Source organism: Streptomyces sp. NRRL F-2580 (assembly GCF_000720115.1).
Classification (GTDB): domain Bacteria; phylum Actinomycetota; class Actinomycetes; order Streptomycetales; family Streptomycetaceae; genus Streptomyces.
In genome coordinates this window covers 1-24,724 of sequence record NZ_JOIR01000054.1, presented here as the reverse complement: position 1 = coordinate 24,724, position 24,724 = coordinate 1, and the positions used below count along the sequence as shown (strand labels likewise).

Here is a 24,724-nt window from a genome sequence, read left to right as displayed (position 1 = left end):
GTCCATTCTGCCCTGATACGACGATCATGATTCCGCCGGGCGCTCCGACCCGGGCCGCGGCACGATCACCAGCGGATACGGCGGGGGAGTCCCCCCGAACTCGGGACACACCGCCTGATGATCACACCAGCCGCACAGCTTCGTCGGCCGCGGCCGCCACTCACCCGACTCCGTCGCCTCCCGGATCGCCTCCCACAGCGCGAGCAGCTTCCGCTCCACCCGCTCCAGGTCCGCCACCACCGGGTCGTACGTCAACACGTCACCACTGCCCAGGTACACCAGCTGCAGCCGCCGCGGCACCACCTGCTTCAGCCGCCACACCACCAGCGCGTAGAACTTCATCTGGAACAGCGCACCCTCGGCGTACTCCGGCCGCGGCGCCTTGCCCGTCTTGTAGTCGACGATCCGCACCTCACCCGTCGGCGCCACGTCCACCCGGTCGATGATCCCCCGCAGCCGAAGCCCCGACTCCAGCTCCGTCTCCACGAAGAACTCCCGCTCCACCGGCTCCAGCCGCGTCGGGTCCTCCAGCGTGAACCAGCGCTCGACCAGCGCCTCCGCCTCCGTCAGCCACCGCGCCAGCCCCGCCCCCTCATCACCCCCCGGGAACAGCTCCGTCAGCTCCGGCTTCGCCTCCAGCAACCGGTCCCACTGCCCCGGGACCAGCGCCTTCGCCCGCGGAGCCGTCCGCTCCGGCGCCGGATGATCAAACAGCCGCTCCAGCACCGCATGCACCAGCGTCCCGCGGGTAGCCGCAGCACTGGGCTTCTCCGGCAGCTTGTCGATCACCCGAAACCGGTACAGCAGGGGGCACTGCATGAAGTCGCTCGCCCGCGAAGGGGAGAGCGAAGCGGGCGCCACAGCGCTCGGCGTCGCGGCATCGGCTGGGCCTGGCACAGCACCGGGGCTCGTCGTCATGGACAAAACCCTACGACCCGCCACCGACAGCACGCGCATAGCATCGACGCCGGACCCCCTCGCACTGCATGATCGGAGCATCACAGCCCGCTTACGCACTGCGGACCACACTGGAAACACCGATCCCCCAGACTCCGTCCGGGGGAAACCCGAGGAACGAAGGACAGCCGTGGCAGACACCGACGAAACCGGCGAGCGCGCGGGCCGGCGCTCAGGACCGGGCGGCGGACTCCTCATGGGCCGCCCCTTCGGCGTGCCCGTCTACGTCTCGCCCAGCTGGTTCCTCGTCGCCGCCCTCATCACCTGGGTCTTCGGCGACCAGCTCGACCGCATCCTGCCCGACCTCGGACCCGTCCGCTACCTCGTCTCCCTCTTCTTCGCCGTCGCCTTCTACGCCTCCGTCCTCGTCCACGAACTCGCGCACACCGTCGCGGCCCTCCGCTTCAAACTCCCCGTGCGCCGCATCCAGCTCCAGTTCTTCGGCGGAGTCTCCGAGATCGAAAAGGAATCCGAGACCCCCGGCCGCGAATTCGTCCTCGCCTTCGTCGGCCCCCTCCTCTCCCTCCTCCTCGCCGGCGCCTTCCACCTCGGCATGAAAGCCGTCGAACCGGCCAGCGTCCCCGGCGTCCTCCTCGCCGGCCTGATGATCTCCAACCTCCTCGTCGCCGCCTTCAACCTGCTCCCCGGCCTCCCCCTCGACGGCGGCCGCATGCTCCGCGCCGTCATCTGGGGCATCACCGGCAAACCCATGGCCGGCACCATCGCCGCCGCCTGGGTCGGCCGCGGCCTCGCCATCGCCGTCCTCCTCGGCCTGCCCCTGCTCACCCACACCGGACTCCTCGGCAACCGCACCCAGGAGATCGGCGGGATGAACACCGTCATGGACGCGCTGCTCGCCGCCATCCTCGCCGCCATCATCTGGACCGGAGCCGGCAACAGCCTGCGCATGGCCCGCCTGCGCGCACACCTCCCCGAACTGCGCGCCCGCGCCCTCACCCGGCGCGCCATCCCCGTCGAGAACGCCACCCCCCTCTCCGAAGCCCTCCGCCGCGCCAACGAAGCCGGCGCCCGCGCCCTCGTCGTCGTCGACGGCCACGGCGACCCCACCGCCATCGTCCGCGAAAGCGCCATCGCCGCCGTCCCCGAACACCGCCGCCCCTGGGTCGCCGTCAGCACCCTCGCCCAGGACCTCACCGACGGCATGAAGGTTTCCGCGGAACTCACCGGCGAGGAACTCCTCGAACGCCTCCGCGCCACCCCCGCCACCGAGTACCTCGTCCTCGAACCAGACGGCGCCGTCTACGGCGTCCTGTCCACCCTCGACGTCGAAAAGGCCTTCGTGAAGGCCATGGCACGGCCCCAGTCCTGAAGCCAATACACTGGTCACATGTCCGAACCGACCGGTGCCGCCCGCCGACGCGGGCCCTTCGAGGTCGGGGACCAGGTTCAGCTCACCGACCCCAAGGGCCGCCACTACACGTTCACGCTCGAAGCCGGGAAGAATTTCCACACCCACAAGGGTTCCTTCCCCCACGACGAGCTGATCGGTGCCCCCGAGGGCAGTGTTGTCCGTACCACGGGCAACGTCGCCTACCTCGCGCTGCGTCCCCTGCTCCCCGACTATGTCCTGTCCATGCCCCGCGGCGCCGCCGTGGTCTACCCCAAGGACGCCGGCCAGATCCTGGCCTTCGCCGACATCTTCCCCGGCGCCCGCGTCGTGGAAGCAGGTGTCGGCTCCGGCTCCCTCAGCAGCTTCCTGCTGCGCGCCATCGGCGACCAGGGCATGCTCCACAGCTACGAGCGCCGCGCGGACTTCGCCGAGATCGCCACCGCCAACGTGGAACGCTACTTCGGCGGCCCCCACCCGGCCTGGCAGCTGACCGTCGGCGACCTCCAGGACAACCTGTCCGACACCGACGTCGACCGCGTCATCCTCGACATGCTCGCCCCCTGGGAGTGCCTCGAGGCCGTCTCCAAGGCACTCGTCCCCGGCGGCATCCTCTGCTGCTACGTGGCCACCACCACCCAGCTGTCCAAGACCGTCGAGTCCATCCGCGAGATCGGCTGCTTCGCCGAGCCGCAGCCCTGGGAATCGATGATCCGCAACTGGCACGTCGAAGGCCTGGCCGTCCGCCCGGACCACCGCATGATCGGCCACACCGGCTTCCTCGTCACCGCCCGCCGCCTCGCGGACGGCGTCGAGCCCCCCATGCGCCGCCGCCGCCCCGCCAAGGGCGCCTACGGCGAGGACTACGACGGCCCCGGCAGCGACCGCTCCGCGTAACCCGCACCGCGTCACCGCACCGCCGACCCAACACGAAGGCGCTGTGGCGCAGTTCCCCGGACCGACCGGGAACTGCGCCACAGCGCCTTTTCGTTGTCCGCGTGCCGACCCCCGTCCCGCCCGGGAACCAACAGGAGCGGACCCAGCCGTTCCACCTCCGTGTGAGGTATGGCACGATGCTGGCTCCCCGTCACCCTTCGCACAGGAGACACCCCGCGTGCTGCACAGCCCCGCCGAGCTGACGCCGACTCCGGACACCCTGGCGCACAGCCTGGCCAGGCCCCTCCACTGGCTCGCCACGGCCACCGCCATGGCCGCCGTCATAGCCACAGCGGGACTCGTAGAGCCGGCCACCGGCATCCCCGCCGCCACGCCGGAGCCCACCGCGAACGGCCCCCAGGCCACCGCTCCCGACGCCGCGGCCGTCACCTACCCCCTCGACTGCAACGGCGCCCCCCAGACCGTCACGGCCACCGCCCAGGGCGACCTCGACGGCGACGCCCGCCCCGAGACCGTCGCCGCCGTCCGCTGCGAAGCCGGCTCCGGCACCCCGCCCCACGCGATCTACGTCCTCACCCAGGACCGCACCGAAGGCGCCCGCCCCCGCGTCGTCGCCACCCTCCTCGACACCGGAAAACGACAGACCGCCACGGAACTGACCGTGCGCGACCGCGTCGTCACCGCCACGCTCCTCGGCTACTCCGCACCCGGCGTACCGCGCTGCTGCCCCGACACGAAGCAGCTCGCCAAGTGGCGCTGGAGCGACGGAAAATTCCGCCAAGAGCTGACGGACTCAGCCGCCCGGAGTGTTTGAAACGTCACTCGGCGTCAGGACCGAAGACTTCCACCCTGTCCGAAACGCGCCTTACGTGAATACAGTCCCCCGGGCATTCCTTCGCCGAGTCGACCACGTCCTGGAGCAGCGTCAGCGGAACCGGAGTGGTCGCCCCCGCGTCCTGGAGCAGCTCGTCCTCAGGGCTCTTCACATACGCCAGACCATCGATGTCCAGCTCGAACACCTCCGGCGCGTACTGCGCACAGATGCCGTCCCCGGTGCAGAGGTCCTGGTCGATCCAGACCTCAAGCGGCTCGCCGGCCTCACCGGCCGCGCCCGTCGGAGCCTCGTGCTGCACGGTCATATCTCCTGCCGTTCCCTGCGCTGAGTGATCCATCCCGGTCACAACCCGCAGCAAGTCGCGCGAGCCCTGACGGGTGTTGAACAGTTCGACCTTACAACCGGCCGCTTCCCGAGTTTGATGGGTGGGTATTTCCTTGGCGTGAGGGAGTACGCAAGGGTGAAGATCGGACACACCTCTACCGTCTTTGTGATCTAGGGGTTTCAATCACCACCAGCCCAGGTAGGGTCAGGAAGCGTCCAGCTCCCCTTGGAGGAGGTGAGGACCGTGGCAGCCCACGACGACGACATCAACCGCGGCATCCGGCCCGGGCGAGGGTCTGAGGACCCCGCCGGCCAGGTTGCCTATCTCGAGCAGGAAATCGCCGTCCTGCGACGCAAGCTCGCCGACTCTCCGCGACACACGAGGATTCTCGAAGAGCGGATCGTCGAGCTGCAGACAAATCTTGCCGGCGTATCCGCACAGAACGAACGACTCGCGAATACCCTCCGTGAGGCCCGGGACCAGATCGTGGCCCTCAAGGAAGAAGTCGACCGGCTCGCCCAGCCGCCGGCCGGCTTCGGTGTCTTCCTGCAGGCCAACGAGGACGGCACCGTCGACATCTTCACCGGAGGCCGAAAGCTCCGCGTGAACGTCAGCCCCAGCGTCGACCCGGAAGACCTCCGGCGCGGCCAGGAGGTCATGCTCAACGAGGCCCTCAACGTGGTCGAGGCCATGGAATTCGAGCGGGCCGGGGACATCGTCACCCTCAAGGAGATCCTCGAGGACGGCGAGCGCGCCCTGGTCGTCGGGCACACCGACGAGGAGAGGGTGGTGAGGCTCGCCGAGCCGCTCCTGGACATCACCATCCGCCCCGGCGACGCCCTCCTGCTCGAACCCCGCTCCGGCTACGTCTACGAGGTCGTCCCCAAGAGCGAGGTCGAGGAACTCGTCCTCGAAGAGGTCCCCGACATCGACTACGACAAGATCGGTGGCCTGGGCGACCAGATCGAGCTGATCCGCGACGCGGTCGAGCTCCCGTACCTCTACCCGGACCTGTTCAAGGAACACGAACTGCGGCCCCCGAAGGGCATCCTGCTCTACGGCCCGCCCGGCTGCGGCAAGACGCTCATCGCCAAGGCCGTCGCCAACTCCCTTGCCAAGAAGGTCGCCGAGGTGACCGGCCAGCCCGCCGGGAAGTCCTACTTCCTGAACATCAAGGGCCCCGAACTCCTCAACAAGTACGTCGGCGAGACCGAGCGGCACATCCGCCTCGTCTTCCAGCGTGCCCGGGAGAAGGCGAGCGAGGGCACCCCCGTCATCGTCTTCTTCGACGAGATGGAATCCCTCTTCCGCACCCGCGGATCCGGAGTCAGCTCGGACGTGGAGAACACCATCGTCCCCCAGCTGCTCGCCGAGATCGACGGCGTGGAAGGCCTGGAGAACGTCATCGTCATCGGCGCCTCCAACCGCGAGGACATGATCGACCCCGCCATCCTGCGCCCCGGCCGCCTCGACGTGAAGATCAAGATCGAGCGCCCGGACGCCGAGGCCGCGAAGGACATCTTCGCGAAGTACCTCAAGGCCTCGCTGCCCCTGCACACGGACGACCTGTCCGAGCACCAGGGCTCCAAGGACGGCACCGTCCACAGCATGATCCAGACCGTCGTCGAGCAGATGTACGCCGAAACCGAGGAGAACCGCTTCCTCGAGGTCACGTACGCCAACGGCGACAAGGAAGTCCTCTACTTCAAGGACTTCAACTCGGGCGCGATGATCCAGAACATCGTGGACCGTGCGAAGAAGATGGCGATCAAGGCCTTCCTCGAGCACGACCAGAAGGGCCTCCGGGTCTCCCACCTCCTCCAGGCGTGCGTGGACGAGTTCAAGGAGAACGAGGACCTGCCCAACACCACCAACCCGGACGACTGGGCCCGAATCTCCGGAAAGAAGGGAGAGCGGATCGTATTCATCCGCACCCTCGTCACCGGAAAGCAAGGCGCGGACACCGGACGCTCCATCGACACGGTGGCGAACACCGGTCAGTACCTCTGAAGCGGAGCGGCTGCGGGTGCCCTCCCCGGGCATCCGCAGCCGACTGCTTTACCCGACCGCTTTACCGGCCGCTTTTCAGCCGGTGAAAGGGCGGATTCAATGACGGAAATGATCTCCCCACGAGCGCGCAGTGGTTCTAGGCTCTTCCGTACCGCCGGTCGCGCAGTGCGGGGACGGGCACCGCACAGGCACACGCACCGGAGCACCAGCGGTACTTGAGCGCCGCTCCCGAAGGGGAGCGCCGCCGGGCAAGGAGGGCCGCATGACCGTACGGCGAGTAATGGGGATCGAGACGGAGTACGGGATCTCCGTCCCGGGGCACCCGAACGCCAATGCCATGCTCACCTCGTCCCAGATCGTCAACGCCTACGCGGCGGCGATGCACCGGGCGCGACGCGCCCGCTGGGACTTCGAGGAGGAGAATCCGCTGCGGGACGCCCGCGGCTTCGACCTCGCCCGCGAGGCCGCCGACAACAGCCAGCTGACCGACGAGGACATCGGCCTCGCCAACGTCATCCTCACCAACGGCGCACGGCTCTACGTCGACCACGCGCACCCCGAATACAGCTCGCCGGAGATCACCAACCCGCTCGACGCCGTCCTCTGGGACAAGGCCGGCGAGCGGATCATGGCCGAGGCCGCCGTACGGGCGGCCCAGCTGCCCGGCGCCCAGCCGATCCACCTCTACAAGAACAACACCGACAACAAGGGCGCCTCCTACGGCACGCACGAGAACTACCTGATGAAGCGGGAGACCCCCTTCTCGGAGATCGTGCGCCACCTGACCCCCTTCTTCGTCTCCCGGCAGGTCGTGACCGGCGCCGGCCGCGTCGGCATCGGCCAGGACGGCCGCGAGCACGGCTTCCAGATCAGCCAGCGAGCGGACTACTTCGAGGTCGAGGTCGGCCTGGAGACCACCCTCAAGCGGCCCATCATCAACACCCGCGACGAGCCGCACTCCGACGCGGAGAAGTACCGCCGGCTGCACGTGATCATCGGCGACGCGAACCTCTCCGAGATCTCCACGTACCTGAAACTCGGCACGACCGCACTGGTCCTGTCCATGATCGAGGACGGGTTCATCAACGTCGACCTCGCCGTCGACCAGCCAGTACGCACCCTCCACCAGGTCTCCCACGACCCCGACCTGAAGCACCTCATCACGCTGCGCAGCGGCCGGACACTCACCGCGGTGCAACTGCAGATGGAGTACTTCGAGCTGGCCCGCAAGTACGTCGAGGAGCGTTTCGGCTCCGAGGCGGACGAGCAGACCAAGGACGTGCTGGTCCGCTGGGAGGACGTGCTGGGCCGGCTGGAGAGCGACCCGATGAGCCTGTCGGGGGAGCTGGACTGGATCGCCAAGCGGGAGATCCTGGAGGGCTACCGGCGCCGGGACGGGCTGGGCTGGGACGCGGCGCGGCTGCACCTGGTGGACCTCCAGTACTCGGACGTACGGCCCGAGAAGGGCCTGTACAACCGCCTGGTGGCCCGGGGCAAGATGAAGCGACTGGTGGAGGAGCCGGCTGTCGAGCGGGCCCAGAGCAAGCCCCCGGAGGACACCCGGGCCTACTTCCGCGGCCGCTGCCTGGAGCAGTACGCGGACGACGTGGCCGCGGCCTCCTGGGACTCGGTGATCTTCGACCTTCCCGGCCGGGACTCGCTCCAGCGGGTCCCGACGCTGGAACCCCTGCGGGGGACCCGGAACCACGTCAAGGAGCTCCTGGACCGCTGTCGCACGGCGGAGGACCTGGTGCGGGTGCTTTCGGGGCAGTGAGCGGTGCCATGGGGGCCTGAAAGGGCCCCGGTCCGGGAATCATGTGGAGAACCGGACGTTGTGAAAGTGCGGGGACGAATGTCGGACCCTCCTAGTAGGGTCCGACATAGGGTCTGATCTTGAGAGATCCCGAATCCCGGGATCTCTCGACGTGAGCGTGCGACCGAGCGGGGTGAGGTAGACATGGCGACCAAGGACACCGGCGGCGGACAGCAGAAGGCGACGCGCTCGACCGAGGAGGTCGAGGAGGCTGCGGTCGAAGAATCGACCGACCTCAAGGAGCGCCAGGAAAAGCTCTCCGACGACGTCGACTCCGTACTTGACGAAATCGATGATGTGCTCGAGGAGAACGCCGAGGACTTCGTGCGCTCCTTCGTTCAGAAGGGTGGCGAGTGACTTCGCCTTCGAATTGAAGGTGATGCTCGCAGGGGAGGGTGAGTGTCGGAGGTGGGAAAGAAGTGCGGGCGGTGTGGTGCAGTCAAGCCGCTCGATGCTTTCGCTTCGAACCGGGCCATGCGTGACGGCCTGCAGTGCTACTGCAGGCCGTGCGCAGCCGACTACCACCAACAGCGTCAGATAGCCAAGGGGAAGAACGTGCGTCCCCGAGTCGAAACCCCTGTGGGGCATAAATACTGCCGCCGCTGCGGGGAGATCAAGCCCCACTCGGAATGGGACCGGAACAAGACCGCCTCGGACGGGTTGTCGACGCGTTGCAAGGCGTGTCGAGCGGTCGAAAGCCGGGCGGGGCATCTCAAGCGCTCGTACGGCATGACCGAGGCCGATCGCGACGAAATGATCGCCGCTCAAGGCGGGCTTTGCTGTATCTGTCTGAAGCGCCCGGCGGTACATGTGGATCACTGCCACAAGACGGGTAGGGTCCGAGGCGTACTGTGCTTCAACTGCAACACGGCCATCGGCAAGTTGGGTGACGATCCCGACGCAGCTCGTCGGGTCGTCTCATACTTGGAGGGACACGCGTGGAAGCCAACAATCGTGGCACAGGGCGTCTACCGGCAGCCTTCCTGACGCCGGGGTCGTCGTCCTTCATGGACTTCCTGGGCGCGCACTCGCCCGAGATGCTGCCCGGCAACCGCAGGCTGCCGGAGGGCGTGGTCGAGGCGCCGCACGGGACGACCATCGTGGCCGCCACCTTCCCCGGCGGGGTGGTCCTCGCCGGTGACCGGCGGGCGACCATGGGGAACATGATCGCGCAGCGGGACATCGAGAAGGTGTTCCCGGCGGACGAGTACTCCGCCGTCGGCATCGCCGGTACGGCCGGCCTGGCCGTGGAGATGGTGAAGCTGTTCCAGCTGGAGCTGGAGCACTTCGAGAAGGTGGAGGGGACGACCCTCTCCCTGGAGGGCAAGGCCAACCGGCTGTCCACCATGATCCGGAGCAATCTGGGCATGGCGATGCAGGGGCTGGCCGTCGTGCCGCTGTTCGCGGGGTACGACGAGGCCAAGGAGAAGGGCCGGATCTTCTCCTACGACGTGACCGGCGGCCGCTCCGAGGAGCACGGCTTCGCCGCCACCGGGTCGGGTTCGATCTTCGCCCGGGGTTCGATGAAGAAGCTCTTCCGCCCCGATCTGACGGAGGAGCAGGCCACCACGCTGGTCGTGCAGGCGCTGTACGACGCCGCCGACGACGACTCGGCGACGGGTGGGCCGGACCTGTACCGCCACATCTATCCGATCGTCACCGTCATCACCGACGAGGGATTCCGCAGGCTGACGGACGCCGAGTCGCAGGAACTCGCCCGTACGGTCACCAACCGTCGTCTGGAGCAGCCCGACGGCCCGCGCGCCGCCCTGCTCTGACCGTCCGTCGCCCCTCAGGAGCCCAGAAGAAAGGGACGGAAAGCCGGTGTCGACTCCGTTCTATGTGTCACCCCAGCAGGCCATGGCCGACCGGGCGGAATACGCCCGGAAGGGCATCGCCCGCGGTCGCAGCCTTGTCGTGCTGCAGTACGCCGACGGCATCGTGTTCGTCGGCGAGAACCCGTCCCGTGCGCTGCACAAGTTCAGCGAGATCTACGACCGGATCGGCTTCGCTGCCGCCGGCAAGTACAACGAGTACGAGAACCTGCGGATCGGTGGTGTGCGGTACGCGGATCTGCGCGGGTACACCTATGACCGTGACGACGTGACGGCCCGTGGGCTGGCGAACGTGTACGCGCAGACGCTCGGCACGATCTTCTCCAGTGCGGGTGAGAAGCCGTACGAGGTGGAGCTGGTGGTCGCCGAGGTCGGTGCGACCGCGGCCGGGGACCAGATCTATCGGTTGCCGCACGACGGTTCGATCGTGGACGAGCACGGTTCGGTCGCGGTCGGTGGCAATGCCGAGCAGATCAGTACGTTCCTGGATCAGCGTCACCAGGACGGGATGACGTTGTCCGAGGCGTTGAAGCTGGCGGTGCAGGCGCTGTCCAGCCAGGCGAACGGTGCGGACAAGACGATTCCGGCCGAGCGGCTGGAGGTGGCGGTGCTGGACCGTACGCGGGCGCAGCAGCGCAAGTTCAAGCGGATCCGGGGCCGGCAGCTGTCGCGGTTGCTGGAGGCGGATGTGCCGGCGGCCGCGCAGGCGGATGCCGTGTCGAACGACGAGGCGCCCGAGGACGACGCCGAGTAGGACGACGCCGCGTGGGACCTTGACGGCCGGAGCCCCGGTTCGCCGTTTTCGGCGGGCCGGGGCTTCGTCGTGTCCGGTTGCCGCCCGGTCAGGGGGTGGGGGCGGGGCCGGAGGAGTCGCGGACGACGAGGCGGACGGGGATGTCGGGGGCGGTCCAGGGGGTGCCTTCGAGGACGGCGAGGAGTGCGGTCATGCCTTGTTCGCCGACGCGTTCGGCGGGGAGGTGGACGGTGGTGAGTTCGGGTTCGACGGCGGTGGCGAGGGCGAGGTCGTCGAAGCCGGTGACGGAGAGGTCCTCGGGGATGCGCAGGCCGAGGCGGCGGGCGGCTTTGCAGGCGCCGGCGGCGAGGATGTCGTCGTCGCAGACGACGGCGGTGGGTCTGCCGTGGGGGGTGGCGAGGGCGGTCTCCATGGCCGTGCGGGCGCCGTCGACGGTGAGGGGGGACCGTACGGTGCGCAGTTCGTTGTCGGGGCCGAGGAGGGCGGCCAGGGCTTCGGCGCGGGTGTCGAAGGTCCAGGAGTCGACGGCGGAGGCGAGGTGGAGGTAGCGGCGGTGGCCGAGGGTGAGGAGGTGTTCGGTGATCTGGCGCATGCCGTCGGCCATGGCGAGGTTGACGTGGGCGGCGGCGGTGCCGGCGGCGGGGTCGCTGTCGAGCATGACGAGGGGGAGGGTGTTGCCGCCGATGGCGTCGAGGGCGTCGGCGGCCATGGAGGAGGCGATGACTCCGTCGAGGGCGGCGCGGGCGGAGGCGAAGGGGTCGCGGGCGGGGCCGGTGCCGTCGGGGGAGGGGTAGAGGACGACGCCGAAGCCGTGTTCGGCGGCGACGCGGGCGGCGCCGGTGTAGACGCGGGCGAAGAACTCGTTGGTGAGGGCGGGGACGACGAGGAGGGCGGTGCGGGTGGAGCCGAGGCGGAGGTTGCGGGCGGCGAGGTTGGGGCGGTAGCCGAGGCGGGTGGCGGTTTCGCGGACGAGGGTGGCGGTGCGTTCGGAGACGCGGCCGGGCCATTTGTCGCCGAGGACGAGGGAGACGGTGGCCTGGGAGACCCCGGCGGCGGTGGCCACGTCGCGGCTGGTGGGTCTCGTCACAGGGCGCTCCTGAAGTGCGAGGTCGTGGGTGGTGCGGGGGTGGTGCGGGGGTGGTGGGGTGGACCCGTGGACTGCGGCCATGGTACGTATGACTCGTCAAGTTATACGTATTACCCCGGCAGGATCCGGGCGGAAGGGGGCGGACATGGCCGCGGGATACGCGGAGCTGCTGCGGACCCGGCACGCCGCGAGGCTGCTGGTGGGCACGCTCGTGGGGCGGCTGCCGAACGCGACCGCGCCGATCGCGATCGTGCTGTTCACGCGCGCGGAGGGGGGCAGCTACAGCCTCGCGGGGGCCCTCGCCGCCGCGTACGGGGTGGCCAACGCCGTGGGCCAGCCCCTGCTGGGCCGGGCGGTGGACCTGTTCGGGCAGCCGCGGGTGCAGCTGCCGGCGGCGGTGGTCTCGGCGCTGGGCGTGGTGTGGCTGGCGCTGGCGGGTACGCAGTCGGCGGTGGCCGCGTATGCCGCGGTGGTCGTCGCGGGGCTCTTCACGCCGCCCCTGGAGGGCGGGCTGCGGGCGCTGTGGCCGGGCGTCCTGGGGGGCCGCGAGGAGAAGGTGCACGCGGCGTACGCGATGGACGCGGTGGCCCAGGAGGTCATGTTCACGGTCGGTCCGCTGCTGGTGACGCTGTTCGTCGCGCTGTGGTCCCCGGCCGGTGCGCTGCTGGCGCTCAACGCGATCGGGGTGCTGGGTGCGCTGTCGGTGGTGGTGAGCGAGCCTTCGCGCACGTGGCGTTCGGCGCCGCGGGAGGCCCACTGGCTGGGTGCGTTGCGTTCGCGGGGGCTGCTGGCGCTGCTGGGTGCCTTCTTCTTCGTGGGGACGGCGCTGGGTTCGATCACGGTGGCGGGTGTGGCGTACGCGGACGACCACGGGAACCAGGCGGTGTACGGGTGGCTGATGGCGGCGCTCGGGCTGGGTGCGCTGATCGGCGGGGTGACGTACGGGGCGCGGCAGTGGGCGGGTGCGCCGGAGCGGCGGCTGCGGATCCTGGTGGCGTTGCTGGCGCTGGGCTATCTGCCGCTGATGCTGACTCCGGGGCCGGTGGCGATGACGGGTCTGGCGGCGTTGTCGGGGGTGTTCCTGGCGCCGGCGCTGGCGTGTGCGTTCATCGTCGTGGACCGGCACGCTCCGGCGGGCACGGTGACGGAGGCGTTCTCGTGGCTGGTGACGTTCTTCGGGGTGGGTGCGGCGATCGGTACGGCGGCGGCGGGGCCGGCGGTGGAGCTGGGCGGTACGTCGGCGAGCTTCGGGGTGGCGGCGGTGGCGGGGGTCGCGGCGCTGTCGGTGCTGATGGTCACTCAGCGGGTGATGGCAACTGCGGGGCCGGGCCGGACGGTGGCGGGTTCGTCTGACGGGGTGTCGGAGGGTTCGCCCGGGGTGGCGTCGGGGGCCTCGTCGGCGGGGTGACGCGGGGGCGCCACGCCGGTCGGGGGGCCTGTTCGGCGGCGGTTCGGCGGGCTCGCTCGGGGGAACTGATCGAAACGGCGCTCCCGAACCCGGTTTCAGAAGAGGGCAGAAGGCGTAATGTTCAGTCATGGACCGCCGCATTTTCGGGCTGGAGAACGAGTACGGCGTCACGTGCACGTTCAGGGGACAGCGCCGACTGTCTCCTGACGAAGTGGCGCGCTACCTCTTCCGCCGTGTTGTGTCATGGGGCCGCAGCAGCAATGTCTTCCTGCGGAACGGCGCCCGCCTGTACCTCGACGTGGGTTCGCATCCGGAATATGCAACTCCCGAATGCGACAACGTGACCGAACTGGTCACCCACGACAAAGCAGGCGAGCGCATTCTCGAAGGACTGCTCGTCGACGCCGAACGCCGCCTGCACGAGGAGGGAATCGCGGGCGACGTCTATCTCTTCAAGAACAACACCGACTCGGCGGGCAACTCGTACGGCTGCCACGAGAACTACCTGGTGGCCCGGCACGGGGAATTCTCCCGCCTGGCGGACATTCTCATTCCGTTCCTCGTCACGCGGCAGCTGATCTGCGGCGCGGGCAAGGTGCTGCAGACGCCCCGGGGCGCGGTCTACTGCGTGAGCCAGCGGGCCGAGCACATCTGGGAGGGTGTCAGTTCCGCCACGACCCGTTCGCGGCCGATCATCAACACCCGGGACGAGCCGCACGCGGACGCCGAGCGCTACCGCCGGCTGCACGTCATCGTCGGTGACTCGAACATGTCCGAGACGACCATGCTGCTCAAGGTCGGGGCCACCGACCTGGTGCTGCGCATGATCGAGGCGGGCACGGTGATGCGTGACCTGACCCTGGAGAACCCGATCCGGGCGATCCGCGAGGTGAGCCACGACATCACGGGTCAGCGCAAGGTGCGCCTGGCGAGCGGCCGGGAGGCCTCGGCGCTGGAGATCCAGCGGGAGTACTACGACAAGGCGGTGGACTTCGCGGAGCGCCGGGGCATCCGTACGGGTGTGGTGGACCAGGTGCTGGAGCTGTGGGGTCGCACGCTGGACGCGATCGACGCGGAGGACCTGGACCGGATCGGGACCGAGATCGACTGGGTCATGAAGTACCAGCTGATCGAGCGGTACCGGGCGAAGCACAACATGACCATGTCGAATCCGCGGGTGGCTCAGATAGACCTCGCCTACCACGACATCCACCGCCGGCGCGGGCTGTACTACCTGCTGGAGCGCAAGGGGCAGGCGGCGCGGATCTGCAACGACCTCAAGATCTTCGAGGGCAAGTCGGTGCCCCCGCAGACGACGAGGGCGCGGCTGCGCGGGGACTTCATCCGCCGGGCGCAGGAGCAGCGGCGGGACTTCACGGTCGACTGGGTGCACCTGAAGCTCAATGATCAGGCGCAGCGGACGGTGCTGTGCAAGGACCCGTTCCGGTCGGTGGACGACCGGGTGGAGAAGCTGATCGCCGGCATGTAGGTCCGCAATGTGACATCGCACTCCTTACCGGGGCCCCGTACGTCTCTCGTACGGGGCCCTGTGCACGGCTTAGAGTGGCGGGCGACCGCCTTGCCGTCTGAGATCTGAGGAACCCGTGCGCCGACTTGCCGGCCTGCTTGTCGTACCCCTTCTGCTGCTGACGACAGCAGCGTGTGGCGACGACAGCGGCTCCGACTCCGCCCAGATGAAGAACGGGGCGCCCGCGATCACCAAGGGTGCCAAGTTCGGGGAGACGCCCACCCTGTCGAAGGGGAAGGGCGCGCCGCCCAAGGAGCTGAAGGTGGTGACCATCAGCGAGGGCACCGGGCAGGTGCTGAAGAAGAACGACATCGCGCAGGTCAACTACCTCGGCCAGGTGTGGGACGGCAAGGAGCCGTTCGACCAGAGCTTCGGCCGGCCCGCGCCGTTCGACCTGACCCTCGGTGCCGGCGCCGTCATCAAGGGCTGGGACCAGGGCCTGGAGGGCCAGAAGGTCGGCAGCCGTGTCGAGCTCGTGATCCCGCCGGACCTCGGTTACGGGGCGCAGGGCTCGGAGCCGAAGATCAAGCCGAACGCCACGCTGGTCTTCGTCGTGGACATCGTCAAGGGCGCCACCGTCCCGGCCTCGGCCACGGGCAAGGAGGTTGCCCAGGACAACAAGGACCTGCCCAAGGTCGGCACGAACACGGACGGCCAGGAGGTCTCCGTGGCCGTCCCGAAGGACACCGCCGAGCCGGCCAAGCTGGTCTCGAACTACGTCCTGGAGGGCGACGGCGCGGTGGTCAAGGACACCGACTCCGTCGTGGTGAAGTTCAACGGCAAGACGTGGAAGGACGACAAGACCTTCGAAAGCACGTACACCTCCGGTCAGACGGTCACGTGGCCGCTGAAGGAGCTCTCGGTCGCGGGTCTGAAGGACGGCCTGATCGGCAAGAAGGTCGGCAGCCGCATCCTGCTGGTCATCCCGCCGGACCAGGCGTTCGGTGACAAGGAGCAGGGCACCATCCCGGCCAAGTCGACGCTGGTCTTCAGCCTCGACATCCTCACCGTGATGTAAGACTGTTCCGGTTGACCGTTTCGTACGTATGAGGAGCAGTTCCGTGAGCCAGAAGCTCGAGAAGCCCGAGATCGACTTCCCCGAGGGCGAAGCCCCGAAGGACCTCGTGATCGAGGACATCTGGGAGGGCGACGGCGCCGAGGCCAAGGCCGGTGCCATGGTCTCCGTCCACTACGTGGGTGTGGCCTTCTCCACCGGCGAGGAGTTCGACGCTTCGTGGAACCGCGGTTCCGCCCTGCAGTTCCCGCTCGGTGCCGGCCGCGTCATCGCGGGCTGGGACCAGGGCATCGCGGGCATGAAGGTCGGCGGCCGTCGCAAGCTGACGATCCCGGCGCACCTCGCCTACGGTGACCGCGGCGCGGGCGGCGCGATCGCCCCGGGCGAGACGCTGATCTTCGTCTGTGACCTGATGGCCGCCTGATCCACCGGCAGCCGCTCCGAGGGCCCCCGCCGTGAGGCGGGGGCCCTCGCTTTTGTCCGGGACCGCCGGGGCGGTACGGTCAACGGTCACGAGTGTGTCGAGAACGGGGGAAGGGCGTCGATGGCGATTGCCAAGGCCGAGCGGCTGATGAATCTGGCGCTGTGTCTGCTGGGGACCCGCCGGCCGCTGAGCAAGCGCGAGTTGCGCGGCTCCATCGAGGCCTACATGGAGGCCGGCAACGACGAGTCCTTCAACCGCATGTTCGAGCGGGACAAGGACGATCTGCGCGAACTCGGTCTGGTCATCGAGACGGTGGAGAACCTGGACGGCGAAACCGGTTACCTGGCACGCCGGGACAGCAACCGGCTGCCTCCCGTCTCGCTGGACGCCGAGGAGGCCGCCGCCCTGGGGCTGGCGGCCAAGGTCTGGCAGCAGGCCCGCCTCGCGGGAGCCGCCAGCGGGGCCCTGCAGAAGCTGCGCGCGGGCGGGATGCCCGAGGCGGGTGACCCGTACGAGGGCCAGCACAGTGCCATCGAGCCGCGCATCCCGGTCCACGAGGCGGCCTTCGAGCCGCTGATGCTGGCCTGCCGGGACCGCCGGCCGGTGGTCTTCGACTACCGCAAGTCCACCGCCGCCCGGCCCGAGACCCGGCAGGTGGAGCCGTGGGCGCTGGAGTGCTGGCGCGGCCACTGGTACCTGGCCGGCTACGACCGCGACCGCGGTGCGGAGCGCGTGTTCCGGCTGTCCCGGATCACCGGCAAGGTCAAGTCCCGAGCGGCCGAGTACACCGCCGAGGTCCCTGACGTGGTCACCGTACGGGAGACCGTGGCGAGCTGGGCCGGGGAGAGTGCGGACCGCTCCGCGCTGATCCGGCTGCGCGCCGGGGCGGGCTACCCGCTGCGGGCCAAGGCCACCGCGGTCTGCGAGGGCGCGGACGGCTGGGACGAGCTGGAGATCCCGTACGGGCACGGGCTGGACGCCTGGCTGGTGGAGTTCGGGCCCGACGTCGTCGTGGTCGGGCCCGCCGACCTGCGGGCCGACGTGGTGGACCGGCTGAGGGCCGTCGCCAAGGCCTGAACCGGTTCCGCCGCATTCGAGACCGCCGCATCGCAGACCGCCGCATTCCAGATCGCCGCATTCGCGACCGCCCCATTCGAAGACGTGCCCTGAGGGGGAGACGTACCAGCATGGCTGCCAACGCCATCGACCAGACCCGTCGGATGCTGTCCCTGGTGACGTACCTGCGCGAGCGCCCCGGGGCGCACGTCGCCGACGTCGCCCGCGCCTTCGGCATCACCGAGGACGAGCTGATCTCGGACCTCGACGTGCTGCCCATGTGCGGGACCAGCTTCCGCGGCGGGGACCTGCTCGACATCGACACCGACGGGGAGCGCATCTGGTGGCGCAACCCCGACGCCTCGGGTGAGTCCACCGCCGAGCCGCTGCGGCTCGCCGCCGACGAGGCGACCGCGCTGCTGGTGGCCGCGCGCGCGGTGGCGACCCTGCCCGGGCTGCGGGAGAGCGACCGGGAAGCCCTGCTGCGGGCCACCGCCAAGCTGGAGGCGGCCGCGGGCGAGGCGGCCGGGGCCAGCTCCCGACTGTCGGTGACCTTCGAATCGGAGGGCGGGGTCTTCGCCGACGTCGACCGGGCCATCGCGGAGCGCCGGCGGCTGTGGCTGCGCTACTACTCGCCCGCGCGGGACGAGCTCACCGAGCGCAAGGTCGACCCGATCCGGCTGTTCGCGGTGGGGCACACGTACATGGAGGGGTGGTGCCACCTCTCCGAGGCCCGGCGCACCTTCCGCCTCGACCGCGTGGCGGAGATCCGGCTGCTGGACGAGCGGGCCGAGCCGCCGGCGATCGAGCCGCGCGATCTGTCCGAGGGCCTGGTCCAGCCGGCCGCCGAGGACCCGGAGGTCGTCGTCGAGGTCGGTCCGGGCGGGCGCTGGGTCGCCGAGTACTACCCGCACGACAGCGCGGAGGAGCTGGCCGACGGAGGTCTGCGGATCACGCTGCGCAGTCCGGATCCGGCTTCGCTGCGCCGGCTCGCGCTGCGGCTCGGGCGCGAGGGGCGGATCGTCACCCCCACAGAGCTGGCGGAGAGCGCGCGGAGCGCCGCTCGAGAAGCACTCGCGGGGTACGGGGAACAGGTCTGAGGGGAGCGGGGCCGATGTCGCCAATGTCCGGGCCCGTCGCCTTCAAGGCCTCCTGCCCCGACTGCCGGGCCCGTTTCGAGCTGGACGCGGGAGCCCTGCGGCTGGCCATCGGCGGCAGCCGACGGGCCACCTTCTACTCCTTCACGTGTCCTGAATGCGGTGCCTCCGTACGCAAACCTGCTGGTGAGCGCATTGTGGAGCTGCTGACGGGCGGGGGCGTGAGCACCCTGCGCAGCATCTGAGGCGGGCGGTGGCCTAGGCTCGCCCCATGCTGTGGCCGATGTTCGCAATTGCCCTGGTCCTCCTCGGAGTCGCCGTGCTCGCCGTGCTGGCCGTACGGGTCTACGCGGAGGTGCGCAGACTCTCCGCGCAGGTCGCGCAGGCCAGCCGCCGGATCACCGATGCCTCGGGCGATCTGGAGCGGGCGGCCGCGGACCTGGCCAGGGCGGGTCGCGGCGTGCGACCGTAGCGAACGAGTCGGGCGTGTGACGAGGGGATTGACAACCGGCCAGGACGCAAGACGGGGTACGCCGGGGGATTGCCGGGCGTTAACCCCCGGGGGTTACGATCCTCGGTAGAGAAAGTCCCAGGCGCCCGTACCGGTGCGCTGCGAACCTCGGAGAAAAGGAAGATTTCTATGGGCAACCTCAGGGGTTGGGAAATCCTCGTCATCGTCGGCGTGATCATCCTGCTGTTCGGCGCCAAGAAGCTTCCTGACATGGCCCGCTCCCTCGGCAAGTCGGCCCGCATCCTCAAGAGCGAGGCCAAGGCCATGAAGAAGGACGGCGAGGCCGAGGACGCGGCCACCGCGACCGCCGCGGACCAGTCCGCGCAGCAGCCCGTCGCCCCGCGCACCATCCAGGCCGCGCCCGGTGACGTCACCAGCTCCCGCCCGGTCAGCGAGCCGAACCGCGCCGCCCAGGGCTGACGCACGCCGTAACGCGCCAGTCATCTGCAACGAGACAAGGGACGTGGGTTGCTCAAGTCTGCCCGCAAGCAGGGGAAAGCGGACAAGGACGCCGAAGGGCGGATGCCTCTTGTCGAGCACCTGCGTGAGCTGCGAAACCGTCTGCTGAAGTCGGTCCTGGCGATCCTGGTGATCACCGTCATCTCGGCCTTCTTCTACCGGGACATCATCAACTTCCTCTTGAAGCCGATGCTCGACTCCGTCGGCTGCAGGAACGGTGTGGTGACCCAGCGCAACGGCCACCCCTGCGCCGACATGACCGTGAACGGTCTCATCTCGGCGTTCTCGATCGCCCTGAAGGTCTCGCTGACGGCCGGCGTGGTGCTGTCCGCGCCGGTGTGGCTGTACCAGCTGTGGGCGTTCGCCGCGCCGGGGCTGCACAGCCACGAGAAGAAGTACGCGCGGAGCTTCGTCGCGGTCGGCGCGCCGCTGTTCGGCGTGGGCGCGGTGCTCGCGTACAAGATCCTCCCGCAGACCGCGACGATCATGCTGGAGTTCACGCCCGACCACGCGCGCAATCTGCTGCCGGTCGACGACTACCTCGACCTGGTCACCCGCATGGTGATCGTGTTCGGCCTGGCCTTCGAGCTGCCGCTCCTGCTGATCCTCCTGAACTTCACCGGTGTGCTCACCGGCAAGCGGCTCGGCGGCTGGTGGCGGGGCATGGTCCTCGGCATCACGATCTTCGCCGCCTTCGCCACCCCCACAGGTGACCCCCCGACCATGCTCGCGCTGGCCCTGCCGATCGTGGCCCTGTACTTCCTGGCCCTCGGCATCTGTCTGCTCAACGACCGCAGGCGCCGGCGCAACGACCCCGACGCGGGTCTGAGCGACGACGAGGCCTCCGAGCTGGACCTGACCCCGGCGCCGATCGGCGCGCTGGAGTCGGTGCCCGCCCCCGCCGCGCTGCCCGGCCAGGCCGACGGCGGACGCCAGCGGATCAACGGTTACGACGACGCCACCTGACAGGTACGCCCCCGGCCACCGCCGGGAGGTGCCCCCGGGGTGGGTGAGCTCTGAGGTCGCCCTCTTCGTCAATCCCACCGCCGGACGCGGCCGGGGCGCGCACGCCGCGCGGCCGGCCGCTTCCGCGTTGCGGGCGGCCGGCTTCTCCGTACGGACGGTGGTGGGCACCGGCGCCGAGGACGCGCCGGCGCGGCTCACCACCGCGATGCGGCTGCCGGCCGGCCGGTTCTAGTACGACCTGGCGATGATCGCGGAGCCGGTCGCCTTCCGGCCGTTCCCGTACCGGATCACCCTCGACGACGGCCCGGTGATCGAGACCGAGGCGACGCTCGTGGCCGTCCTGGGGGTCCCCCCGGACGGAGTCGGGGGGAGGATCGTCCTACGGCGGTGGCATGCGGATCTGCGCGGACGCCGTCCCGGACGACGGGCTCTTCGACGTGACCGTGGTCGGCGACTGCGGCCGGGCCACCCTGCTCACGGTCTTTCCCCAGGTCTACAAGGGCAGGTACCTGAGCCACCCGAAGGTGAGCGTCCACCGCGCCCGGAGGCCCCGGGCCTGAGCGCGTACGCGGACGGCGAGCCTCCTCCAGACTCCGTCCGGGGACCCCAGGGGCGCTGCCGGTGACCGCGGAGTGCGTCCCCGGAGCGGTCCGCCTGCTCACTTAAATGATCGCGACTGTTGTCAGAGGTGGCGGGTAGGCTCGACAGCAAGATGACCGAAGAACTCTCACCCGCCGAGCGGTACGCCGCTGCCCGGATCCGCGCCGCCGAAGAGGCCACTGCCCTGGCCCCCTTCCGCGAGATGTACGAATTCGATCTGGACCCGTACCAGATCGAGGCCTGCAAGGCACTGGAGGCGGGCAAGGGCGTCCTCGTCGCCGCACCGACCGGCTCGGGCAAGACCATCGTCGGCGAGTTCGCCGTGCACCTGGCCCTCCAGCAGGGCCGCAAGTGCTTCTACACGACGCCGATCAAGGCGCTGTCGAACCAGAAGTACGCCGACCTCGTCAAGCGCTACGGCGCCGACAAGGTGGGCCTGCTGACGGGCGACAACAGCGTCAACTCCGAGGCGCCGGTGGTCGTGATGACCACCGAGGTGCTCCGCAACATGCTGTACGCGGGCTCCCAGTCGCTGCGCGGTCTCGGCTACGTCGTGATGGACGAGGTCCACTACCTCTCCGACCGGTTCCGCGGGGCCGTCTGGGAGGAAGTGATCATCCACCTCCCCGAGTCGGTGACCCTGGTCTCCCTGTCGGCCACGGTGTCGAACGCCGAGGAGTTCGGCGACTGGCTGGACACCGTCCGCGGGGACACCGAGGTGATCGTCTCCGAGGAGCGGCCCGTCCCGCTGTGGCAGCACGTCATGGCCGGCCGCAAGATCTACGACCTCTTCGAGGAGGAGTCCGACCACGGCGGCCGCGGCTCCGCGCGCCGGGAGGTCAACCCCGACCTGCTGCGCATGGCGCGCGAGGAGAACAGCCGCACCTACAACCCGAAGGACCGGCGGCGCGGCAAGATGGTCCGCGAGGCCGACCGCGAGCGCGAGCGGCGCTCCCGCGGCCGGATCTGGACCCCGTCCCGCCCCGAGGTCATCGCCCGGCTCGACGGCGACGGGCTGCTGCCCGCCATCAACTTCATCTTCAGCCGGGCCGGGTGCGAGGCCGCGGTCCAGCAGTGCCTGTACGCGGGCCTGCGGCTCAACGACGAGTCCGCGCGGCTCAGGGTCCGCGAGATCGTCGAGGCGCGGACCGCCTCCATCCCCACCGAGGACCTGCACGTCCTCGGGTACTACGAGTGGCTCGAAGGCCTGGAGCGGGGCATCGCCGCGCACCACGCGGGCATGCTGCCCACCTTCAAGGAGGTCGTGGAGGAGCTGTTCGTCCGCGGTCTGGTGAAGGCCGTCTTCGCCACCGAGACCCTGGCGCTGGGCATCAACATGCCCGCGCGCACGGTGATCCTGGAGAAGCTGGTCAAGTGGAACGGCGAGCAGCACGCCGACATCACGCCCGGCGAGTACACGCAGCTGACCGGCCGGGCCGGGCGGCGCGGCATCGACGTCGAGGGCCACGCGGTCGTGCTGTGGCAGCGGGGCATGGACCCGGCGGGGCTCGCCGGCCTCGCGGGTACCCGTACGTATCCGCTGCGTTCCAGCTTCAAGCCCTCGTACAACATGGCCGTGAACCTGGTCAGCCAGTTCGGGCGGCACCGCTCGCGCGAGCTGCTGGAGACCTCCTTCGCGCAGTTCCAGGCCGACCGCTCGGTCGTCGGGATCTCCCGGCAGGTGCAGCGCAACGAGGAGGGCCTGGAGGGCTACCAGGAGGGCATGACCTGCCACCTGGGGAACTTCGAGGAGTACGCGCAGCTGCGGCGCGACCTGAAGGACCGTGAGACGGAACTGGCCAAGCAGGGCGCCGCCCAGCGCCGGGTGCAGGCGGCCAGTTCGCTGGAGAAGCTCAAGCCGGGCGACATCATCCACGTGCCGACGGGCAAGTTCGCCGGGCTCGCGCTGGTCCTGGACCCGGGCGTGCCGGCCGGGCGGGTCCACGGGCACCGCGGGTACGAGTACGCGGAGGGCCCGCGCCCGCTGGTGCTCACCGCCGAGCGGCAGGTCAAGCGGCTCGCCGCGATCGACTTCCCCGTGCCGGTGGAAGCCCTCGACCGGATGCGGATCCCCAAGACCTTCAACGCGCGTTCGCCGCAGTCCCGTCGGGACCTGGCCTCGCAGCTGCGGAGCAAGGCCGGGCACATCACGCCGGAGCGGCGGGCTCGCGGCCGGGCCGCGGCGGCCGACGACCGGGAGATCGCCCGGCTGCGGTCCGAGCTGCGGGCGCACCCCTGCCACGGCTGCGACGAGCGCGAGGACCACGCCCGCTGGGCGGAGCGCTACCACCGGCTCAAGCGGGACACCCAGCAGCTGGAGCGGCGGATCGAGGGCCGGACGAACACCATCGCCCGCACCTTCGACCGGATCCACGCGCTGTTGACCGAGCTGGACTACCTGCGCGAGGACGAGGTCACCGTGCACGGCAAGCGGCTCGCCCGGCTGTACGGGGAGCTCGACCTGCTGGCCTCCGAGTGCCTGCGGGCCAAGGTGTGGGAGGGCCTCAGCCCGGCCGAACTGGCCGCCTGCGTCTCGGCGTTGGTCTTCGAGGCGCGGCAGTCCGACGACGCGGTCGCGCCGAAGGTGCCGGGCGGCGCCGCGAAGGAGGCGCTGGGCGAGATGGTCCGCATCTGGGGCCGGCTCGACGCGCTGGAGGAGGAGCACCGCATCAACCAGGCGGAGGGCGTGGGCCAGCGCGAGCCGGACCTCGGCTTCGCCTGGGCGGCGTACCAGTGGGCCTCCGACAAGAGCCTGGACGAGGTGCTGCGCGAGGCGGAGATGCCGGCCGGTGACTTCGTGCGCTGGTGCAAGCAGGTCATCGACGTGCTCGGGCAGATCGCGGCGGCGGCCCCTTCGGCCTCCGGCGACAGCGGGAGCACGGTGGCGCGCAACGCCCGCAAGGCCGTGGACGCGCTGCTGCGGGGCGTAGTGGCCTACAGCTCGGTCGGCTAGCCGGTTTTGGGGCTTCCTCCGAGAGCTGGGTCGGCCTGATCTGATCTCTTGCCATGATCGATTCGTCGTGCTCTGTGCGACGATCGGTTCCATGAGTGGGGGAGCAGACGAGGGCCCGAGACGGGTCGGTCGGCCACGCGCCGACCGGCTGAGACCGGAGAGCGGCCGGCCGCCGCGCGAGGAACTCCTCTGCGCGGCGGCCGAGTTGTTCACCGCCCGGGGATACGCGGCGACCACCACGCGGGCGGTCGCCGGGCGGGCCGGAATGCGCCAGGCCACGATGTACCACTACTTCGGCGGCAAGGAGGAACTCCTCGCCGAACTGTTGGAGTCCACCGTCGCGCCCTCGCTGGTCCTGGCCCGTCGGCTGCTCGCCGAGGGCGGCCGGCCCGCCGCGCGCAGGCTGTGGGAGCTGTGCCGCTCCGACGTGCTCCTGCTGTGCGGGGGTCCGTACGACCTGGGGGCGCTCTACCTGCTGCCCGAGGTGGGCGGCGCGCGCTTCGCGCAGTTCCGCCGGATGCGCGCGGAACTCAGGGACGCCTACCGGGTGTTGCTCGACGGGACCTGCGCCGGCGCCGAACTGGCCGGGGACCGGGCGGGGCTGATGCTCCGCAACGACCTGGTCTTCGGACTCATCGAGGGCGTCATGCTGATCCACCGGGCCGATCCGGCGCGGCCGGTGACGGCCTTCGCGGAGGCCACCGCCGACGCGGCGCTGCGGATCGCGGGGGTCCGCCTTCCCGAGGTCTAGGTGTATTGCCCAGTGAGGTTGGGGACGCGGTTGGCGGGTGGTTTGCCTGCGAGGGCGGTGTGTCCGCGGTGGTGATTGTAGGTGTGGAGCCAGTC

24 protein-coding genes and 2 pseudogenes are annotated in these 24,724 nt (G+C 69.8%); 22 read left to right on the top strand and 4 right to left on the bottom strand.

Features of this window, described 5'->3' with window-relative positions; translation table 11 throughout:
• Positions 1-24: 24 nt before the first annotated feature.
• A complete protein-coding gene (locus IF88_RS0136460; RefSeq protein ID WP_030722856.1) occupies positions 25-918 on the bottom strand; it encodes a RecB family exonuclease in 894 nt (297 codons plus the stop codon).
• Positions 919-1,087: 169 nt separating this feature from the next.
• Here IF88_RS0136460 and IF88_RS0136455 point away from each other — a divergent pair, with 169 nt between their 5' ends.
• The 3 genes from IF88_RS0136455 to IF88_RS0136445 all read left to right on the top strand — a co-directional run bounded on the left by IF88_RS0136455 (position 1,088) and on the right by IF88_RS0136445 (position 4,016).
• Positions 1,088-2,287, top strand: a complete 1,200-nt coding sequence (locus tag IF88_RS0136455; RefSeq protein ID WP_030722853.1) for a site-2 protease family protein — start codon at positions 1,088-1,090, stop codon at positions 2,285-2,287.
• Between the two features lie 18 nt (positions 2,288-2,305).
• Positions 2,306-3,202 (top strand): tRNA (adenine-N1)-methyltransferase, encoded by an 897-nt coding sequence (locus IF88_RS0136450; protein ID WP_030016358.1) that lies wholly within the window; start codon positions 2,306-2,308, stop codon positions 3,200-3,202.
• 217 nt (positions 3,203-3,419) lie between these two features.
• Positions 3,420-4,016, top strand: a complete 597-nt coding sequence (locus IF88_RS0136445; RefSeq protein WP_051838186.1) for a hypothetical protein — start codon at positions 3,420-3,422, stop codon at positions 4,014-4,016.
• A 4-nt stretch (positions 4,017-4,020) separates the two neighbouring features.
• Here IF88_RS0136445 and IF88_RS0136440 read toward each other — a convergent pair whose 3' ends face one another.
• On the bottom strand, positions 4,021-4,341 hold the full coding sequence (locus IF88_RS0136440; protein ID WP_030722847.1) for a ferredoxin: 321 nt from the start codon (positions 4,339-4,341) through the stop codon (positions 4,021-4,023).
• A gap of 264 nt (positions 4,342-4,605) precedes the next feature.
• Between IF88_RS0136440 and arc the strand changes: the two genes are divergently transcribed.
• The 6 genes from arc to prcA all read left to right on the top strand — a co-directional run bounded on the left by arc (position 4,606) and on the right by prcA (position 10,774).
• A complete protein-coding gene (gene arc / locus IF88_RS0136435; protein ID WP_030722844.1) occupies positions 4,606-6,372 on the top strand; it encodes a proteasome ATPase in 1,767 nt (588 codons plus the stop codon).
• Positions 6,373-6,634: 262 nt separating this feature from the next.
• Complete coding sequence (gene dop, locus IF88_RS0136430) at positions 6,635-8,146, top strand: depupylase/deamidase Dop (protein ID WP_030722841.1); 1,512 nt, start codon at positions 6,635-6,637, stop codon at positions 8,144-8,146.
• Positions 8,147-8,329: 183 nt separating this feature from the next.
• The gene (locus IF88_RS0136425; RefSeq protein ID WP_030233608.1) at positions 8,330-8,542 is read left to right on the top strand and encodes a ubiquitin-like protein Pup; all 213 of its coding nucleotides are present in this window, start codon (positions 8,330-8,332) and stop codon (positions 8,540-8,542) included.
• 117 nt (positions 8,543-8,659) lie between these two features.
• Positions 8,660-9,172: an endonuclease VII domain-containing protein gene (locus IF88_RS44800; RefSeq protein WP_078893369.1), complete on the top strand. Its 513-nt coding sequence runs from the start codon at positions 8,660-8,662 to the stop codon at positions 9,170-9,172.
• On the top strand, positions 9,124-9,963 hold the full coding sequence (gene prcB, locus IF88_RS0136415; protein ID WP_030722834.1) for a proteasome subunit beta: 840 nt from the start codon (positions 9,124-9,126) through the stop codon (positions 9,961-9,963). Before IF88_RS44800 ends, prcB begins: the two co-directional genes overlap by 49 nt.
• A gap of 46 nt (positions 9,964-10,009) precedes the next feature.
• Complete coding sequence (gene prcA / locus IF88_RS0136410; RefSeq protein ID WP_030722831.1) at positions 10,010-10,774, top strand: proteasome subunit alpha; 765 nt, start codon at positions 10,010-10,012, stop codon at positions 10,772-10,774.
• 88 nt (positions 10,775-10,862) lie between these two features.
• Here the strand turns inward: prcA and IF88_RS0136405 are convergent, their stop codons facing one another.
• Positions 10,863-11,861 (bottom strand): LacI family DNA-binding transcriptional regulator, encoded by a 999-nt coding sequence (locus IF88_RS0136405; RefSeq protein WP_030722828.1) that lies wholly within the window; start codon positions 11,859-11,861, stop codon positions 10,863-10,865.
• 145 nt (positions 11,862-12,006) lie between these two features.
• On the opposite strand from IF88_RS0136405, the gene IF88_RS0136400 reads away from it, so the two are divergent.
• The 13 genes and pseudogenes from IF88_RS0136400 to IF88_RS0136340 all read left to right on the top strand — a co-directional run bounded on the left by IF88_RS0136400 (position 12,007) and on the right by IF88_RS0136340 (position 24,629).
• Positions 12,007-13,269 (top strand): MFS transporter, encoded by a 1,263-nt coding sequence (locus tag IF88_RS0136400; protein ID WP_030722825.1) that lies wholly within the window; start codon positions 12,007-12,009, stop codon positions 13,267-13,269.
• A gap of 127 nt (positions 13,270-13,396) precedes the next feature.
• Positions 13,397-14,758, top strand: a complete 1,362-nt coding sequence (gene pafA, locus IF88_RS0136395; protein WP_030016332.1) for a Pup--protein ligase — start codon at positions 13,397-13,399, stop codon at positions 14,756-14,758.
• 115 nt (positions 14,759-14,873) lie between these two features.
• Positions 14,874-15,815, top strand: coding sequence for an FKBP-type peptidyl-prolyl cis-trans isomerase (locus tag IF88_RS0136390; RefSeq protein WP_030722820.1), 942 nt, complete (start codon positions 14,874-14,876; stop codon positions 15,813-15,815).
• 28 nt (positions 15,816-15,843) lie between these two features.
• Complete coding sequence (locus IF88_RS0136385) at positions 15,844-16,236, top strand: FKBP-type peptidyl-prolyl cis-trans isomerase (RefSeq protein WP_030722817.1); 393 nt, start codon at positions 15,844-15,846, stop codon at positions 16,234-16,236.
• A gap of 120 nt (positions 16,237-16,356) precedes the next feature.
• Positions 16,357-17,313: a helix-turn-helix transcriptional regulator gene (locus tag IF88_RS0136380; RefSeq protein WP_030722814.1), complete on the top strand. Its 957-nt coding sequence runs from the start codon at positions 16,357-16,359 to the stop codon at positions 17,311-17,313.
• Positions 17,314-17,423: 110 nt separating this feature from the next.
• A complete protein-coding gene (locus tag IF88_RS0136375) occupies positions 17,424-18,392 on the top strand; it encodes a helix-turn-helix transcriptional regulator (protein WP_030722811.1) in 969 nt (322 codons plus the stop codon).
• Positions 18,393-18,406: 14 nt separating this feature from the next.
• Positions 18,407-18,634, top strand: a complete 228-nt coding sequence (locus tag IF88_RS0136370; RefSeq protein WP_030722808.1) for a hypothetical protein — start codon at positions 18,407-18,409, stop codon at positions 18,632-18,634.
• A gap of 26 nt (positions 18,635-18,660) precedes the next feature.
• Positions 18,661-18,861 carry a hypothetical protein gene (locus IF88_RS0136365; RefSeq protein WP_030722805.1) on the top strand — a complete coding sequence of 67 codons (201 nt, stop codon included), beginning with the start codon at positions 18,661-18,663 and terminating at the stop codon, positions 18,859-18,861.
• Between the two features lie 168 nt (positions 18,862-19,029).
• A complete protein-coding gene (gene tatA / locus IF88_RS0136360) occupies positions 19,030-19,320 on the top strand; it encodes a Sec-independent protein translocase subunit TatA (RefSeq protein WP_030722802.1) in 291 nt (96 codons plus the stop codon).
• Positions 19,321-19,368: 48 nt separating this feature from the next.
• Positions 19,369-20,325 (top strand): twin-arginine translocase subunit TatC, encoded by a 957-nt coding sequence (gene tatC, locus IF88_RS0136355; protein WP_030722799.1) that lies wholly within the window; start codon positions 19,369-19,371, stop codon positions 20,323-20,325.
• 43 nt (positions 20,326-20,368) lie between these two features.
• Positions 20,369-20,991, top strand: a pseudogene (locus tag IF88_RS42975) (hypothetical protein).
• A gap of 46 nt (positions 20,992-21,037) precedes the next feature.
• Positions 21,038-23,878, top strand: coding sequence for a DEAD/DEAH box helicase (locus tag IF88_RS0136345; protein ID WP_030722796.1), 2,841 nt, complete (start codon positions 21,038-21,040; stop codon positions 23,876-23,878).
• A gap of 91 nt (positions 23,879-23,969) precedes the next feature.
• Positions 23,970-24,629 (top strand): TetR/AcrR family transcriptional regulator, encoded by a 660-nt coding sequence (locus tag IF88_RS0136340; protein WP_030722793.1) that lies wholly within the window; start codon positions 23,970-23,972, stop codon positions 24,627-24,629.
• On the opposite strand, the pseudogene IF88_RS47515 reads toward IF88_RS0136340, so the two are convergent.
• Positions 24,626-24,724: pseudogene (locus IF88_RS47515) on the bottom strand (IS481 family transposase); the annotation flags it as partial. The gene IF88_RS0136340 and the pseudogene IF88_RS47515 sit on opposite strands and share 4 nt — an antisense overlap.